Annotated in this window: 10 protein-coding genes; 9 read left to right on the forward strand and 1 reads right to left on the reverse strand. The window is 53.4% G+C overall.

Features of this window, described 5'->3' with window-relative positions:
• Positions 1–294: 294 nt before the first annotated feature.
• Positions 295–1,653, reverse strand: a complete 1,359-nt coding sequence (locus FYZ48_RS14230; protein ID WP_149341454.1) for a DUF4013 domain-containing protein — start codon at positions 1,651–1,653, stop codon at positions 295–297.
• 230 nt (positions 1,654–1,883) lie between these two features.
• Between FYZ48_RS14230 and FYZ48_RS14235 the strand changes: the two genes are divergently transcribed.
• From FYZ48_RS14235 to FYZ48_RS14275, 9 genes are all read left to right on the forward strand, one after another.
• Complete coding sequence (locus tag FYZ48_RS14235) at positions 1,884–3,521, forward strand: DUF1549 domain-containing protein (protein WP_149341456.1); 1,638 nt, start codon at positions 1,884–1,886, stop codon at positions 3,519–3,521.
• A 3-nt stretch (positions 3,522–3,524) separates the two neighbouring features.
• Positions 3,525–4,793, forward strand: coding sequence for a DUF1501 domain-containing protein (locus FYZ48_RS14240; protein ID WP_149341458.1), 1,269 nt, complete (start codon positions 3,525–3,527; stop codon positions 4,791–4,793).
• Between the two features lie 170 nt (positions 4,794–4,963).
• Entirely contained in the window at positions 4,964–6,238 is a 1,275-nt protein-coding gene (locus FYZ48_RS14245) for an outer membrane protein assembly factor BamB family protein (RefSeq protein ID WP_149341460.1), read from the forward strand.
• A 119-nt stretch (positions 6,239–6,357) separates the two neighbouring features.
• A complete protein-coding gene (locus FYZ48_RS14250; protein WP_149341462.1) occupies positions 6,358–7,233 on the forward strand; it encodes a prephenate dehydrogenase in 876 nt (291 codons plus the stop codon).
• 76 nt (positions 7,234–7,309) lie between these two features.
• Positions 7,310–10,225: a phosphoribosylformylglycinamidine synthase subunit PurL gene (gene purL, locus FYZ48_RS14255; RefSeq protein ID WP_149341464.1), complete on the forward strand. Its 2,916-nt coding sequence runs from the start codon at positions 7,310–7,312 to the stop codon at positions 10,223–10,225.
• A 435-nt stretch (positions 10,226–10,660) separates the two neighbouring features.
• On the forward strand, positions 10,661–11,737 hold the full coding sequence (locus FYZ48_RS14260) for an AAA family ATPase (RefSeq protein ID WP_149341466.1): 1,077 nt from the start codon (positions 10,661–10,663) through the stop codon (positions 11,735–11,737).
• A complete protein-coding gene (locus FYZ48_RS14265; protein WP_145037292.1) occupies positions 11,727–12,614 on the forward strand; it encodes a DUF58 domain-containing protein in 888 nt (295 codons plus the stop codon). Before FYZ48_RS14260 ends, FYZ48_RS14265 begins: the two co-directional genes overlap by 11 nt.
• 45 nt (positions 12,615–12,659) lie before the next feature.
• Positions 12,660–14,927 carry a BatA domain-containing protein gene (locus FYZ48_RS14270; protein ID WP_149341468.1) on the forward strand — a complete coding sequence of 756 codons (2,268 nt, stop codon included), beginning with the start codon at positions 12,660–12,662 and terminating at the stop codon, positions 14,925–14,927.
• The gene (locus tag FYZ48_RS14275) at positions 14,924–17,383 is read left to right on the forward strand and encodes a vWA domain-containing protein (RefSeq protein WP_149341470.1); all 2,460 of its coding nucleotides are present in this window, start codon (positions 14,924–14,926) and stop codon (positions 17,381–17,383) included. Before FYZ48_RS14270 ends, FYZ48_RS14275 begins: the two co-directional genes overlap by 4 nt.
• Positions 17,384–17,398: the final 15 nt, after the last annotated feature.

Raw genomic sequence — 17,398 nt, forward strand, 5'->3', positions numbered from 1 at the left:
CAGAACGTTTCCCCTGCATATCCTTTAACCGGATTCCCCGCTGGAAAGCCGGATCAATTCGACGATTGATGACAGCGGAAAGGCAGTTGATCGAGCGGATCAAGCGCGATTCCGCTACTGAAATCATATCCGCCCCGAATTCAAAAGGCGAAGAGATTTTCAGAAATTTCAAGTGCGCGGAATGAAATCGGAAAAACGTGTTGACTTATACGAGAAGCGTGTCTCAGAAACGAATTCCGTCTGCCCGCTGCAAGCAGCTTCCAGCACTGAGTTTAATTTGTCACCCGAATTCGGTCAGAATGGAACCGGTAACAAAAAGACGTGATGCTCCATCAACACTCGATTGCCATGCATGCCGATAAACTGGGTAAAGAACAACAGAAAGACATAAAGTGACAGCAGTGGCAGAATCAGAGTCCTGCTCAACCAGCGCCAACCAAACCAGGCATTTCGAGTTTTGGAAGAGGCGCGGTAATAGACCCAGCCCAGCAGAATTTTTGTGGGATAGATGGTGGCAACAAAGATCAGGGTAATGCCCCACATCGCATCCCGGGGGAGTGCCGCCACCTTAAACAGGTAGAGAGGAAGCGAGAGCACATAGACAACGATCAACGCCACCAGCCAGGCGATCGGCGTCCGTTTGAATTTCCTGCGGATGGTCCGCAGTTCAAACATGGCCCGCAATCGATTCTCGGCAGCAAAGTGAGCCTGTAAGAGCGGCAGCCAACCCAGAACGATCACCAGCAGTAAGCCCCCCAGGAGGGTGACCAGAACCGGACCTCCCTTGCCTCCATCAGGGGAACTGGCGGAAGCAAACATGAGTGAAGGGATCAAGAGCCAGACTAAGGCTCCCAGAAAACCGCGCAGCCCCAGTGAGAAGTTCTGCCCCAGTTTAAGCGAAGAGACAAACTCACTGACGTTCTGTGCCGCCCGTTCCCAGTACCCGCCAGCGCGAAGCTGTTTGAACAACCAGATCGCATTCTTGAGTGGGCGGAGATAGCAGGAAAAGGTTCCCCCGCGAGCCAGTGCCAGACAGAGATGCAGGGCAACAAAAATCGAAACCAGACGATTGATAAAATGAAGCGTCTGATCGCTGGTGCCCCCTGGATCAACGAGTCGGGCATCCGCGGCAGCCCCGGAGAGCAGAAATAAAGGGATCAGCCAAAGTCCGGTGCCGAGGACAATGGTTCCCAGTCGAGGTGCGATATCCAACAGCGGAAAAGCGAGGCGAATTTTTCCCGTACGGGCAACCCTGCCTTCCACATCAAGCAGGTAACCCAGGGCAATAAAGTTAACAAGAGGGATGGCAGCAATCACGGCCAGAAACAGAACCAGACAGACGATGCCAAACAGCATACGAATTGTCCAGAATGTCGCCTTGAGCGGGTGTTTGAACAGATGAGGGAATGGCGGGATATTCCCTACCACTTCATCCGGATAGAACTGATCAATCTCAGTGGTCGGACTGTCTGCAGCGTGTTGCGCCACTTCGTCGCTGGACGGGGTCGTCAGAGCGGAAGCGCCCTGCCCGTTACTGTCTGAATCGCCGGCATGTGTCGCATGTTCACTCACGGTCTGCTCTGCTTCGCATCCTGAGAAATGAGCCGTTGCAGGAACGTTCAAGGTATTCCCGGTTTCTGCATGCGTTTTCAAGGTACCACCTGCCCTCTGGTAAGTCCAATATATAACAGCTTTATTTAAATTGCTTAGAAATTCATCTCCTGGTTGATGCCAGAACGCAGAGAGTGATACCCGAAAAAAAGCGGGAAGTTTCAAGAAATGAGTGAAACTTTCGAATAACTCAACTGGTATGATAAGGTATTCCCGGGAGCTGATTCCCGGATGTCCATTCCCCTTGAACCTTCTTCATTCAGGACAATCAAATGCCCGCTTCCGCTCGCAACTGGATCCTGGCCTGCCTCCCCGCGGGAGTCGTGGCGCTGGTGATCTCCCTGGTTGCCTGGGCTTCGAGCAGCCCACTGAAGAAGACGGAACCGATTCCCGTTCTACAGAATGAGGATTCACTGACCCGCACGGTCGATCAGGTAGATCAGTTCTTCACACAAGAATGGCAGGAGCGAGAGCTCGTCCCCGCGGCGGAGGCAGACGAACTCACACAGATGCGTCGGCTTTCTCTTGCTTTGCATGGCACAATCCCATCCCTGGAAGAAATACGTGAATTCCAGACAATGTCGGGGGATGATCGACTGGAGCGCTGGACCTTAAAACTTCTCGATGACCGCCGCTTCGCCGATTATTTTTCCGAGCGATTCACACGCGCTTTTGTTGGAGTTGCCCAGGGACAATTCATTGTCTTTCGTCGCGATCGCTTCAAAGCCTGGCTGAGCGAACAGATTCAGGCCAATACGCCTTATGATGAACTGGTCAGAAAATTGATTGCCGGCGAAGGGCTCTGGACCGGCGACCCGGAAACCAATTTCATCACCGCGGCAGTCGCAGATGGCAACCTGGATCGCAACAAACTGACGGGCAGCACCGTCCGTGCCTTTCTGGGACAGCGGATCGATTGTGCCCAGTGCCACGATCATCCTTTCGATCACTGGAAGCAGACCGATTTCGAAGGTCTGACCGCTTTTTACGGTCAGGTGGAAGTACAGGTTCTCGGCGTGCGCCAGAACAATAAACTGAAGTACGAAGTTGAGGATCGTAATACGCTGGAAACCCGAACGGTTGCTCCGCAGGTTCCTTTCCTGAATGAGTGCCTGCCTGAGGAAGGGACACTGCGTGAGCGACTGGCGACCTGGGTGACACACCCCGACAACCGTCGTTTCGAACGTGCGTCTGCCAATCGAATCTGGGGGCTGTTGTTCGGCGTACCTTATATCGATCCTGTCGATGATCTTCCCGCGCCCACTGACCTGACACAGGAAGCCCCCAAACTACTCGACATTCTGGGCCAGGACTTTCGCGAGAACGGATATGACATCAAACGTCTGATTCAGATCATCGTGGCATCGAAACCGTTTCAACGATCATCATCCACAGACATGGTTGACGCAGAAGAGATCCAACGGGCAACCCGTGCATGGGCGCTGTTCCCCCTGGTCCGACTGCGTCCCGAACAGATCATCGGTTCCATGCTGCAGTCATCCTCGCTGAAAACTATCGACCAGAACTCGAATCTATTCATGCGGGCCCGTCGCTTTTTCTCAGAGATCGATTTTGTACGTGAATATGGGGACCTGGGTAGTGACGAACTGAATGACTTTCCTGGAACAATTCCCCAGGCTCTGTTGCGGATGAACGGTCAGTTTGCCAGAGACAACGGCAGTGCATCCCCGTTTAATTCGGTTGGTCGGATTACGTCGCTGGACATCTCGAATGAAAAAAGGATTGAAACCTGTTTCCTCGTCTGCCTGTCCCGACCACCGACAGCAGAAGAGCTGACGCACTTTTTGAAACAGTATGAGTCTGCTTCGAATCAGAAACAGCGCGAAAAAATCACCGAGGACCTGTTCTGGGCGCTGTATAATTCACCCGAATTTTCATGGAATCATTGAGCCATGTTCGACTTTCCCCTGTTTTCACAATCGCTGAGTCGCCGGGACCTCTGTAAGGTTGCACTGGGAGGTACGCTCTCCTTCATGCTGCCTGGCTTTGATCTTCAGGCAGCGCAGAAGCGGGGGCCGGAACGGCGAAAATCGGTGATTACACTCTGGATGGGAGGCGGCCCCAGTCAGCTTGAGACATGGGACCCACACCCGGGGACTCAAATCGGCGGTCCGGGGAAAGCGATCTCTACCGTTGTCCCGGGTTTACAGATTTCCGATATGTATCCACTGCTCGCAGAACAGTTGGGGGGAATGTCTGTGATTAGGTCGATGGTTTCCAAAGAGGGAGACCACGAACGGGGTACGAAATATCTCAAAACCGGTTACCGTCCGGAACCGACGACCGTCTATCCCGCACTGGGTGCGATCATCACGCACGAAGCCCCCAACAAAGGACTGGAAATTCCACAACATATTTCCATGGGCAACACCCAGTTTCCGGCTCGGGGCGGTTATCTGGGGGCACACCTTGATGCATTTCGCGTTCCCGATCCCGGTAAGAATATTGGCAATATGCGATCCGGAGTGGGAGATCCCCGCCAGGAACGGCGGCTGGAAAACCTGGATGTCGTCTCACAGGCATTTCGCAGAGGGCGCACCATCCAGACCAAAAAAACGTTGCATCAGTCGACCATCGATCGTGCCCTGACCATGATGAGTTCCGAACAACTGCAGGCATTCGAAATTGAAAAAGAACCGGCAGCCGTCCGCGCCGCTTATGGCGACTCTCCCTTCGGACGTGGTTGCCTGGTCGCCCGAAGGCTCGTCGAACAGGGTGTGCATGCGATCGAAGTCAATCTGAATGGCTGGGACAGCCATGCGAACAACTACACCGGACATCAGACTCAATCAAAAATTCTCGACCCCGCTTTCGCTACGTTGCTCAAGGAACTCAAAGAACGGGATCTGCTCGATTCGACAATTGTGCTTTGTATCGGCGAATTTGGTCGGACTCCCAAGATCAATCCGCTGGACGGACGCGACCACTGGCCTTCTGGCTTCTCCTGTATTGTGGGTGGAGGTGGCCTGAAAGGGGATTTAATCATCGGAGAAACAGATCCCACCGGAAAAGAAAAAGATCCGACCGAACCGGTTCGCATTCAGGATCTGTACGCCACGATTCTGCAGAAGCTTCAAATCGACTTCACTAAAGAACTGATTTCCCCCATCGGCCGCCCGCTGGCTCTGAGCGATGGATCTCCGATTGCCAAGCTGGTCTGAGCCTGCGTTTGTATACTCTGCCGCCTGAGAAGAAAATTCCGGGAAACAGGGAAAATGCTTGCGAGTGCGCAGGAAAGATTCTAACTTGTTAAGGAGAACAGTTCCCCAGGGACCCCTGTTTCCTGTATCAAGCCGCTTTCCTTCATTCCTGTTTCTTATGGAATCCGATCATGCAGCGTATCCTTCTCCTGCTCATTCTTTCTGTTGGATTTGGTCTTTCAGTCAGTCATGTCAGCCAGGCTGCTGACTGGTCTCAATTTCGAGGTCCTTCCGGGAATGGAGTTTCAGAGTCGACGGGATTACCTACCGAATGGAGTGCCGAGAAAAACATCCTCTGGAAAACGAAACTTCCCGGGCATGGCTCTTCCAGCCCGGTTCTCTACGGGGACCAGATTTTTCTGACTGCTTATACCGATTACGGTTTGACAGCAGAAGATGACGGAAACCCGGCTGACCTGCGGCTGCACGTGATTTCAATCAATCGGGAAGATGGCAAAATCATGTGGGACCAGTCAGTGGCCCCCTTGAACCAGGTGCAGAAAATCACCAAACGGATTGTGGACCATGGATACGCCAGTGGGACGCCCGCCTGTGATGAAACCGGCGTCTACGCCTTCTTTGGTACCTCGGGAGTGGTCGCTTACGATTTGAAGGGAAACCTCAAATGGCAGGCCGATGTCGGCAGTAAGACTGCGGGATTCGGTTCCGCCTCCTCGCCGATCCTCTACAAAGACTTCGTAATCATCAATGCAAGTATCGAAAGCGAGACAGTCTATGCTCTGGAGAAAGCGACCGGGAAAGTCGCCTGGAAAGCCGAGAACATCGTCCGGGCCTGGACGACGCCTTCTATCGTCGATGTACCGGGAGGCAAGCAGGAGCTGGTAGTAAATCAGAAAAACCAGATCCTGGGATTCGATCCTGATACCGGTAAACAGCTCTGGACCTGCGAAGGAATTCAGGACTATGTTGTTCCGGTCGTCGTTCAAAATGAAGGCATCCTCTACTGCCTGGGAGGCCGGAGCAATCACAGTATTGCCGTTCGTCCCGGTGGTCGGGGAGACGTCACAAAAACCCATAAGCTCTGGGAAGTGAACGTCGGTGCCAACGTAACTTCACCCGTCTTCCACGAAGGACATCTTTATTGGGCCAGCGATCGGGGTATTGCTTTCTGTCTGAACGCGAAAAATGGTGAAGTCGTCTACAAAAACCGGCTGCCGACCAAATCCCGGCTGTATGCCTCAATTGTTCTGGCGGATGACAAACTGTATGTCACGACCCGCGATAATGGGGTCGTCGTGCTCAAAGCGGTGCCGGAGTACGTTGAACTGGCTCGGAATGAAATTAAGTCTGATGAAGACCTGTTTAATGCTTCGCCGGCAGTCAGCGAGGGGAGTATTTACCTGCGGACCAACGGTTATCTGTACCGAATTGCGGAGCAGAAATAGAAATAGACCGAAGCGATTCTGGTGAAATCACTTAACGTAGCTCACGACTTTGACGTAGCTCCCTGATACCACCGTCGAACCGCTGGAAATCCCGATTCAGGAGCTCTACAATACGGAGCATGACTGAATCATCGACTCAAAATTCGCACCTCTTCAAAACGATTGGCGTCATTGGCGTCGGTCTGCTGGGAGGTTCTATTGCCGCTGCAGCGCGACAGCGACATCTGGCGGAAACGATTCTCGGAGCAGGACGAAATCCTTCCAGAATGCGGGCTGCCCAGCAGTCAGGACTGCTGGATCGGGGGTCAACCAATATCGCAGAGACGGCAGCCCAGTCCGACCTTGTGATCGTCTGCACACCCGTCAACAATATCGTCCAGTTCATTCGCATCGTGGCTCAAAACAGCCGCCCCGGAACGGTGATTACCGATGTTGGCAGTACGAAGCAGAAAATCTGCTCCGAATTGTATGGGAGCCTGCCTGAGGGAGTCACATTTGTGGCATCACATCCCCTGGCCGGATCTGAAAAAGCAGGATTTGAATTTGCCGACCCCGAACTGTTTGTGGGGCGTCCCTGTGTGGTGACGCCCGATGATAAAACCCCGGATGAGGCCATCGAGCGGGTTAAAGGTTTCTGGGAAGCCCTGGGGATGCACGTTCTGCAGACCACGCCTGAAAATCATGATCGGATTCTGGCAGAAACCAGTCATCTACCGCATGTAATTTCCTCAGCCCTGGCGATGACTCTGTCAGAAGAGAATCGTCCGTTTACGTCTACCGGGTTTCGCGATACGACCCGGATCGCCGGCGGTGACCCATCGATCTGGATCGATATCCTGCTCAGCAACAGCGATGCCATTATTGAAAGCATCGACAAATATACCCAGTCCCTCGCCCGGTTGAGGGAGGCCATCGTCAACCAGGACGAAAAACAGCTGCGTCAGCTGCTGGAAGATGGCAAAAAGAATCACGATGCATTAAATTCAGCACCGTAAGTGGAAACCAGTCTGATCCCAAAAATCCACAATCTCAGCCTGTCCCTGACTCAAATCAACTGTAACGGAACACACTATGCTTTGCGAAGTCGAAATTAAACCAGCCGAGAACCAGATTGACCGTGAAGGTGCACGGATTCTCAAGGAATGTCAGGTTCTGGGTGCGAATTCCATTCGTTCCGTGCAGACGGCTCATTCCTTTCTGCTGGAAGGAAACCTGGATCAGGCAGGCCTGGAACAGATTGCCCGTAATCTGCTGGCTGACCCGGTGGTGGAATCTTTCGAGATTCGCACACTTTCCAGTGAATCGACTGAGTCCGGATCGAGCGAACCGCTGCTGAATGTGATGTTCAAGCCGGGCGTGACTGACAATGTGGCCAACAGTGCCCGCGATGCGATTGCCGACCTCGGGCTGGCTATCGAGAATGTCGCCACCTGTCGCAAGTACTGGGTCAACTCCGACGCAGACAGTGACGAGATTGATCGCATGGCGTCCAAAGTTCTGTCAAACGACGCCATCGAGTATGTCGTCCGCGGTCCCCTGTTGATGGACAGCATCCGCCTGGGAAGCGAGTACACGTTCGAACTGGTCAAAGTACCCATTCGGGATATGAGCGACAGCCAGCTGGAAACCCTGAGTCGCGAAGGCCAGCTGTATCTGAATCTGGCTGAGATGCGGACGATTAAGGACTATTACGTCAAACAGGAGAAAGATCCGACCGATGTTGAGCTGGAAAGTGTCGCTCAGACCTGGAGCGAACACTGCTCGCACAAAACCCTCGCTGGCCGAATCCATTTCCGGGATGGCGAACGGGATATTCATTTCGAAAACATGCTCAAAGAAACCATCTTTGCCGCCACAACTGAAATTCGGAAATCACTGGGAGAGAAAGACTGGTGCGTCAGTGTCTTCGCCGACAACGCAGGCGTGATCACCTTCGACGACAAGCAGGACGTCTGTTTCAAGGTAGAAACCCATAATCACCCTTCAGCTCTGGAACCATACGGTGGCGCCAATACGGGCCTGGGAGGCGTCATTCGGGATCCACTGGGTACCGGTCTGGGTGGTAAGCCAGTCTGTAATACCGATGTCTTCTGTTTCGCGCCTCCGGACATCTCTTACGATGAACTGCCCGCAGGCGTTTTACATCCCAAAGCGGTCGCCACCGGTGTGGTCTCGGGTGTCCGCGATTATGGTAACCGGATGGGAATTCCTACAGTCAACGGAGCGGTCTACTTTGATGAACGCTACCTGGGAAATCCTCTGGTTTACTGTGGGAACGTCGCGATGCTGCCCGTCGGTAAGTCGGCCAAACAACAGGCACAGCCGGGGCATTATATTGTCGCAGTGGGTGGCCGGACCGGGCGAGACGGGATTCATGGAGCCACATTCTCCTCAGCAGAACTGACCTCTGAGAGCGAATCCCTTTCAGGAGGTGCAGTACAGATCGGGAACGCGATCACAGAAAAAATGATGATGGATGTGATCCTTGAAGCCCGCGATCAAGAGCTGTTTTCCGCAATCACCGACTGTGGTGCCGGCGGTTTCAGCAGTGCTGTCGGTGAAATGGGTGAAAAGACGGGTGCAGAAGTCTGGCTGGACAAGTGCCCGCTCAAATACGCCGGCCTGTCCTATACGGAAATCTGGATCTCCGAAGCCCAGGAGCGAATGGTACTGGCTGTTCCCCCGGAAAACTGGGAAGCCTTCGAGAAACTGTGCGCTTGTGAAGGAGTCGAAGCTTCTGTCATCGGTCAGTTCACAGACACACAACATCTTGTTTTGAAATACCAGGATCAGATTGTTGGAGATCTGGAGATGGAGTTCCTCCACGATGGACGACCGCCGATCGTGCGTGATGCGGTCTACAAGACACCGGAATTCACCCCGTTGATTCCAACACAGAAAGATGACTACAACAAAGACCTGACTTCCATTCTGAGTTCACTGAATGTCTGCAGCAAGGAGTGGATCATTCGCCAGTATGACCAGGAAGTCCAGGCAGGTAGCGTGGTCAAACCCCTGGTCGGCGTACAAAACGATGGTCCTTCAGACGCCGCAGTGGTACGTCCGGACCTGACTTCAACACGGGGGCTGGTCATCTCCTGCGGTATGAATCCCCGTTATGGTGACTTAAGTACACATTGGATGGCGGCTTCGGCCATCGATGAAGCCATTCGTAACTGTGTTGCAGTGGGGGCAAATCCCAACAAGATCGCGATCCTCGACAACTTCTGCTGGGGCAATACCGACCGACCGGAAACCCTGGGCAGTCTTGTTGCCGCGGCCCTGGCCTGCCAGGAATTCTCAATCGCCTATGGTTCACCATTTATCAGTGGTAAAGACAGTCTGTACAACGAATTCTCCTACGAGAATGAAAAGGGAGAAAAAGAGACCGTCGCGATTCCGCCTTCTCTGTTGATCAGTGCTATCGGCCAGATTCCGGACGTGAGCAGAGCGATCACAATGGACCTCAAGTCACCCGGCAACCGGATCTTCCTGGTAGGTGCCACCCGAGATGAACTGGGCGGAAGCCATTATGCCCTGGTCAATAACCTGGAGGGGGGAGAGGTTCCGCAGGTTGATAAAGAGGACGCTCCGCTGATCTTCAACGCCCTGCACTCCGCGATTCAGCAGCAGTTGGTACGCAGTTGTCATGACCTGAGCGAAGGGGGCCTGGCAGTTGCAGCGGCAGAAATGGCATTTGCCGGCGGCTACGGAATGAAACTGGATCCAACCCGCTTACCTGAAGCATTGGAACTGTCCACCGCCAGCCTGCTCTTCTCTGAAAGTAACACTCGTTTTCTGACCGAGGTCGCTCCGGATAAAATTGCCGCCCTGCAACTCTGCTTTGGCGAGTTGCCCCTGGTGGAAATTGGGGAAGTCATCGGAAATCGACAGCTCACGATCAAGGGTACTTCCGGAAGCAATGTAATCAATCTTGGCCTGGACGAACTTAAGTCCGCCTGGAAAAATCCACTGGCCTGGGATTAAGCGGTCGCAACGTGGACATTTTTCTGATCTGATTTACAAACAAAATTTGCTTTTCCCTGCGCGCCCCTTCCCTGAGAACTCCCGGTTCCCCCCAGAATAATCCTTCCCCGGGGGGCCGGTTCGAGTAGAATAACGACAGACGTCTGAAAATGGATTTTATGCCAATCATGGGGATCTGTACGGAATATTCCCGGTAGTCCAGATTGACGGGAAACCCCTGTAATTTCTCGGTTTATGGTCGCAAAGTCTATTCTCAGGCATTACGATAGAGTCTTGTCAGACTTGGAATGGCACGTTGTCTGAAATGGTTCGCATGCTCGTTGGCGTGCTCGCCCGGCGTCGATTACCTGTGAAGACAGGAGAGATGAACCAGCAGTTCTTACGGAACATTCTGCTGCAGGCAGTGTTTACCTTTGTAGAAAGGTGTTTAAACGGATGTCGGACGTACAAAATGAATCTACAGGATCTCCCGATCTGGAAATCACGCGGGAGTCGATTGATAAACTGAGTTCTGCTTACCAGCAGATTCATGGCGAAATGTCAAAAGTAATTGTCGGTCAGGATGACGTGATCGAACAGTTGCTGATTGCCCTGTTCAGCCGGGGACACTGTCTGCTGGAAGGGGTACCCGGACTGGCGAAAACCCTGATGATCAGCTCGCTGGCACAAACGCTGTCGATGTCGTTCAGCCGCATCCAGTTTACCCCCGACCTGATGCCCGCCGATATTACGGGAACCGACGTACTCCAGGAAAATCGCGAGACAGGCGAACGCGAATTTCGTTTCATCCCCGGTCCGCTGTTTCACAATATGGTCCTCGCGGATGAAATCAACCGAACGCCTCCCAAAACACAGGCAGCACTGCTCGAAGCGATGCAGGAGCACCAGGTGAGTGTCGGACAGACGCGGCACCTGCTCAGTGACCCCTTCTTCGTCCTGGCGACGCAGAACCCGATCGAACAGGAAGGGACCTACTCACTGCCCGAAGCACAGCAGGACCGCTTCATGTTCAAAGTGTATGTGAAGTATCCGTCGTTCCAGGAAGAACGACAGATCGCCCGCCGGACAACCTCTGATTCTAACGACAAAATCGAACACGTCCTGACGGCCGTGGATGTCCTGGAGATTCAAAAGATCGTACGACAGGTCCCCGTCTCGGACCATGTCATCGACTATGCACTGGCCCTGGTCAGGCAAACCCGGATCAATGAACCGGGAACCCCTGATTTCATCAATGAGTGGCTGAGCTGGGGAGCTGGTCCGCGTGCGGTACAGAACCTGTTGCTCGGTGGAAAAACACGTGCTCTGTTGAACGGAAACGCTCACGTCTCAACAGAAGATATCAGCGCTCTGGCCGCTCCCGTGTTGCGGCATCGTATCGTGACGAACTTCGCTGCGGAATCGGAAGGGATTACCTCCGACCTGGTGATTGAGCGTTTGATAAAAGAGACACCGTCTAAGGAAGGCGAACTTACCAGTGACCCAAGATTACAGAAAATTTTTGCTGCCTGAAGCCATCTCCCGCATCTCGCGGCTGGAAATTCGGGCACGCTCGATCGTCGAAGGCTTTCTGTCCGGGTTGCACCGTAGTCCTTTTTTCGGCCAGTCGGTGGAATTCGCCCAACACCGCGAGTATGCCCCGGGAGATGACGTCCGGAATATCGACTGGAAGGTCTGGTCGAAAACCGACAAGTATTACATCAAGCAGTACGAAGAAGATACCAACCTCCGCACCACCCTGCTCGTCGATGTCAGCGAATCGATGCAGTTTGGTACGGGACCGTTGAATAAATATGAATACGGTTGTACGGCAGCGGCTGCCCTGGCTTACCTGCTGCTCAAACAGCAGGACTCAGTGGGACTGGTCACTTTCGATGACGCCATCCGCTCCAAAGTTCCTGCACTGAGCAAGCGAACTCACCTGAATTCACTACTGAGTGCCCTGGCTGCAGAAAAACCTGCTCAAAAAACGGACATTTATGACGTACTAAAAGAGGTCGCCGAAACGCGATCGCAAAAAGGGACGATCATCCTCATATCCGATTTATTCGTTAACCGTGAAAGTCTGTTCAAAGGTCTGCGACTGCTGCAGTATCGCGGACACGATCTGATGCTCCTGCACATTCTGGATGATCAGGAGCTCGACTTTGATTATGCAGGTACAACACGGTTTGAAGGAATGGAAGAAACAGGCGAACTGGTCTGCGATCCCCGCTCCTTGCGCGAGGGCTATCTCAAGGCTATGCATGAGTTTCTGCATGACGTAAAACGCCGTTGTGCCCGCAATAAATTTGACTATCAGACCATCCGCACCAGCGAGTATCTTGATGCCGCCCTGGCGCATTACCTGAATCACCGGATCGGCATGCAACAGTCGATCCGACAATAAGCAACGAATTGACCACCCCTGACACACTCAACTGATAAATAGTTTATGGAAGCCTGGTTAACACAACATTTTGTGAATTCAGCACTGGTCTATACCGGTGTCGCGATGGTCGCTGCGCCGATCATTATCCATCTGATTAACCGCTTCCAGTATAAACGCGTTCGTTTTGCCGCCATGGAATTCCTGCTGCAAAGCCAGCAGACCAACCAGCGGCGGGTGCTTCTGGAACAACTGCTGCTTCTGCTGCTGCGGATTCTGTTAATCGTCTGCCTGCTGCTGCTGATTGCGCGGCTGATTCTCGATCCGGATCAGCTCTCTATGTTTCAAGGAGCCAAGTCGCATCACGTGATCGTACTCGACGACAGTGGCTCCATGCGCAACATCTGGGGTGAGCAGTCAGCGTTTCAGGAAGGACTGCAGGTAGTCCGCAAAATTGCCGCGGAGGGGACGAGTCGTCCCAACACTGAAAAATTTTCTCTGATCCTGCTCTCCCGTGCGGACGCTCCACTGTTCCTGCAACGTGATATCAACGAAGAACTGATCAACGAACTCGATGCCAAGCTCGGAAATCTCACCTGTTCCCATCAGAGCCTGGACCTGAACCAGGGTCTGGAAGCGGCTGCTGATCTGCTGAATGAAGACCGGGCGGTGATTAAAACTCTGCACCTGATTTCCGACTTTCGTAAAGCAGACTGGCAGGAGAAAAAATCGGTCGCAGCGACGATCGAAAAGTTGAGCAGCAACGATACTACGATCAATCTGGTCAAAACGGTTCCCGATTCACAGCCCAACCTGGCGATTACGGAACTCTCGGGCGCTACGGAGGTCGCAGCCGTCGATGTCCCACTCCGGTTGCGTGTCAGCGTTAAAAACTTTGGTGACAAGGTGGCTCAAGATGTCCGCGTCTCGGCGTTTGTCGATCAGAACAAGCTGCCGATGAGCATTGTATTTGACAAGATTGAAGCCGGCAGCGAAGTCTCCCAGGATTTTGATGTCGTGTTCAATAAACCGAATCTGCATCAGATTAATGTCAGTTTGAGTAACGATGCACTCGACAGCGACAACGAACGTTTTCTGTCCATCAACGTCAAGCAGTCAAATCCAGTTCTGATTGTGGACGGGAATCCTTCCGGCAACGAATGGATGTACGTCCAGACCGCGATTGCTCCCGACGCCGCCATCACAGGATTTGCGCCCTCGGTCGAAAATGTCGACTACCTGCGCAGACACCCATTGAATCAGTTCAAGAACATCTACCTGCTCAATGTGGCCGAGTTGCCCCTCGATGCGATTGATGCCCTGGAGACATTCGTCAAAAACGGGGGCGGCCTGATCTGGTTCGCAGGCCCCTCAGTCCAGCCTGCGTTCTATAACGACAAACTTTACAAGGAAGGGAACGGACTGTTTCCGGCGCCCCTGGAAATCGCGCCTCGTGACCTGCCTGCACGCGACTCGAATACGCTGGTCGACCTGGAGGTCGGTGACCATCCACTGTTTTCAGTTTTCGCAGGTCAGGACAATCCCCTGATCGAAGCGGTCTCGATCATGCGTTACTTCCCGATTTCTGCCCAGTGGCTGCAAAATAAGGCTGCTACCGCTTCGGGAGTCAGCATCATCGCCAAGCTGAGAAATCAGGATCCGCTGATCCTGGAACACCGACTGGGGAAAGGACGCATTATTACCTGTCTGACTTCTGCCGGTCCTGTCCAGACCAGCGAAGGAGAGCCCTGGAATTCCTGGGCGCTGAATCCGAGTTATATCGTCTTCCAGTTGGAGCTGCAGAAATACCTGGTGCAGTCTCGCTCCCACGAGCAGGCTGAGACATCCGGGGATCCGATCGCCTTCTCACTGGATGCAGCGACCTACACCGATGAAGTAGAAATCCTGACTCCCGTGACCGCCGGGGGGCGGACCGTACGACTCAAGGCCACTCCCCAACAGGACAGCGACGCGAGTAACTCAGGTGACCTGAAACTGATCACGACTTTTCGCGAGACCGACCAGCCGGGTGTCTACACAGTACAGCTGAAGCGTCAGGACCAGACTGTTGAATCCCAGATGTATGCTTTCAATTTCCCTGTCACCGAAAGTAACCTGGAACTGGCGACGACAGATGAACTCACTGCCGAGTTAGGAAACTCTCCCTCGATTCAGATTCAGGAACCCGGTGAATTCCAGTGGATTCAGGGCCAGGAAGCGGGGCGGGAAATCACCAACACAATTCTGATCATCCTGTTTATACTATTGCTCTGTGAACAGCTGCTGGCCTACCGCCTGAGCTACCATCCCCAGACTGCGAGCGTTGCCGCATGAACCTACTGAGCTCTGTCTCCCAATTCATGATGCTGGCTGCCGACGAAACCACGGCGTTTCGTTCGATCGAATACGATACGCCCGAAACCGGCTGGGGCTGGCTGCTGCTGTTGGGGGGCCTGGCACTGGTACTGATCCTGTCGATCCGCACCATCTGGAAAGATTCGTTTCAGCTGCCCGTGTTCTGGCGGTGCTGGTTGACCGGGTTGCGTCTGGCGGTGCTGATTGCATTGATAGTCATCGTATTCAACCCGCATGAACGAACACAGAAAATGTCGTTCCGCCCATCCCGGGTCGCGGTGCTGGTCGACACCTCACTCTCCATGAGGCACCCGAATGAGCTGGTCTCTGCAAATGCCAGTTCCCCCGCCAGTCGAAACGTCCCCAGTCGGATGGAAGCCATTGAAAAACTGCTCGCGGACTCACCTCTGATTGCAGACCTGCAGAAGAGTCACCAGGTCAGTGTCTACACGTTCGACCAGGCCCTGAAAGGGCCACACCATGTCTTCCAGCGTGAGTCACAAGACAAAACTTCCAATACTGAAGAATCAGTTGATACTACATCCCCAGAAACGGATACTAAAGTTGACTGGAACACTCTGCTACAACCTCAAGGACTCGAAACGAGACTGGGGGAACAGCTGGGGCAGCTGATCCGCGAAATCAATGGTTCAACGTTGTCGGGAATTATCGTGGCCACCGATGGTGCTTCTAATGCAGGCACTGATTTACTCTCTGCCAACGAAGCAGCAAAGGAAGCCAAAGTTCGTCTGATTACTCTCGGTGTCGGCAGTCCGACACGACCGGCTAACCTGCAGGTTTCAAAAATCATCGCTCCCACAGATGTACAGTTCGGCGATGCCTTTGAAATCACCGCACTGCTGCAGGCGGTCGGAATGCCAGGAAAAAATATCACACTGGAGTTGCTGAAAAAGCTGCCGGGAGATGCAGAACCAACGGTGATTGAGTCTCGCGATATTCTATTACCTACAGAAGACGGCCTGCCGCTGGATGTCAAATTTGAACGGACGCCAGCCGAAGAGGGTGAAATCAACTACGTGATCCGGGTGCGTGGCAATCAGCTGGCCCAGGATGCGAACGCGATGGACAACGAACTGGAACACACGGTAAATGTCTTCAGCCGTCCGACTCGGGTACTGGTGATTGCAGGTGGTCCGATGCGTGATTACCGCTTTGCCCGTACGATGCTTTACCGCCATCCCTCTATCAAGTCAGATGTCTGGCTGCAATCTGCGCCTCCGGGTGTCTCACAGGATGCTGACCAGTTGCTGTATGAATTCCCCGAACGAGCCGACCTGTTTGAGTATGATGTCGTCCTGGCTTTCGATGTGAACTGGAGCCTGTTATCAGCAGAACAGATGCTGAATCTGAATGAATGGGTCTCCTCCGGGGGCGGGGGCATCGTGTTGGTTGCCGGTGATGTCTATACACCTAAAATGTCGCTGGAAAGTGACAAGTATCAGTCGATTCTCGATCTGTATCCAGTCTTCATTAATTCCTTTGTAAGGGATTATCTCGATCAGGAAGCAACACAGATTCGCCGCATTGAATGGACACAGGCGGGACTGGATGCCGGTTTCCTGATGCTGACCGACGATCCGGCGACCTCGAAAGAGCTCTGGGAAACATTCCCGGGGCTGTATCGCTGTTATCCCTCGAACGGAGCCAAAGCTGCTGCGACGGTCTACGCTCATTTTCCCGACCCCAAAACTCAAACCGAACATGGTTTTTCGATTCTGATGGCTTCACAATATTTCGGCGAAGGCCGCTGCTTCTACCTCGGTAGCCCCGAAATGTGGCGGCTCCGTTCCGTCGATGAAGATTACTACGACCGCTTCTGGACCAAACTGATCCGTAATGTCGGACAGGGACGTACTCGACGTGGTACGAAGCGGGGGACCCTGATTCTCGAACGGGATGAATATGTTCTGGGACAGACGGTCTCGGTACGGGTTCGACTGTTGAATCCCGAATTCCAGCCACTTGTTCAGGAATCGGTACCGATGGAAGTCATTGACCCGCGCGGACGCCCCCTGGTTCCTAATCTGCTCTTAATGCAGGATCGAAACCGTCCGGGAGAATACACGGCCAGCTTCCGAGCCAGCCTGCCCGGGAAGTATCGTTTCAATGTGACCGTTCCGAATTCCAAGGGACAGGTCGTCGAAGGCAGTCTGAATGTCCTGCTGCCGCGACTGGAAGATGAATCACTGAGCCAGAATGTCAAAGGCCTCAAGGAGCTGGCCCGCGATACGGGCGGTGCGTATCTTGCACTGGAAGAAGCGGAAACAATTCCTGCACTGCTGCCCGACCAGGGTGAAGAATTTTTGATCGACGAACGCTTGAAAACACTTTGGGACCAGGCCTGGGTCTTCTTCCTGTTAGCAGGCCTGCTGGCGACCGAGTGGCTGACACGAAAACTGTTTAAATTGTCATGACAATCAGTAATGGAA

This window comes from Gimesia chilikensis, assembly GCF_008329715.1.
In the GTDB taxonomy this organism is placed as follows: Bacteria; Planctomycetota; Planctomycetia; order Planctomycetales; family Planctomycetaceae; genus Gimesia; species Gimesia chilikensis.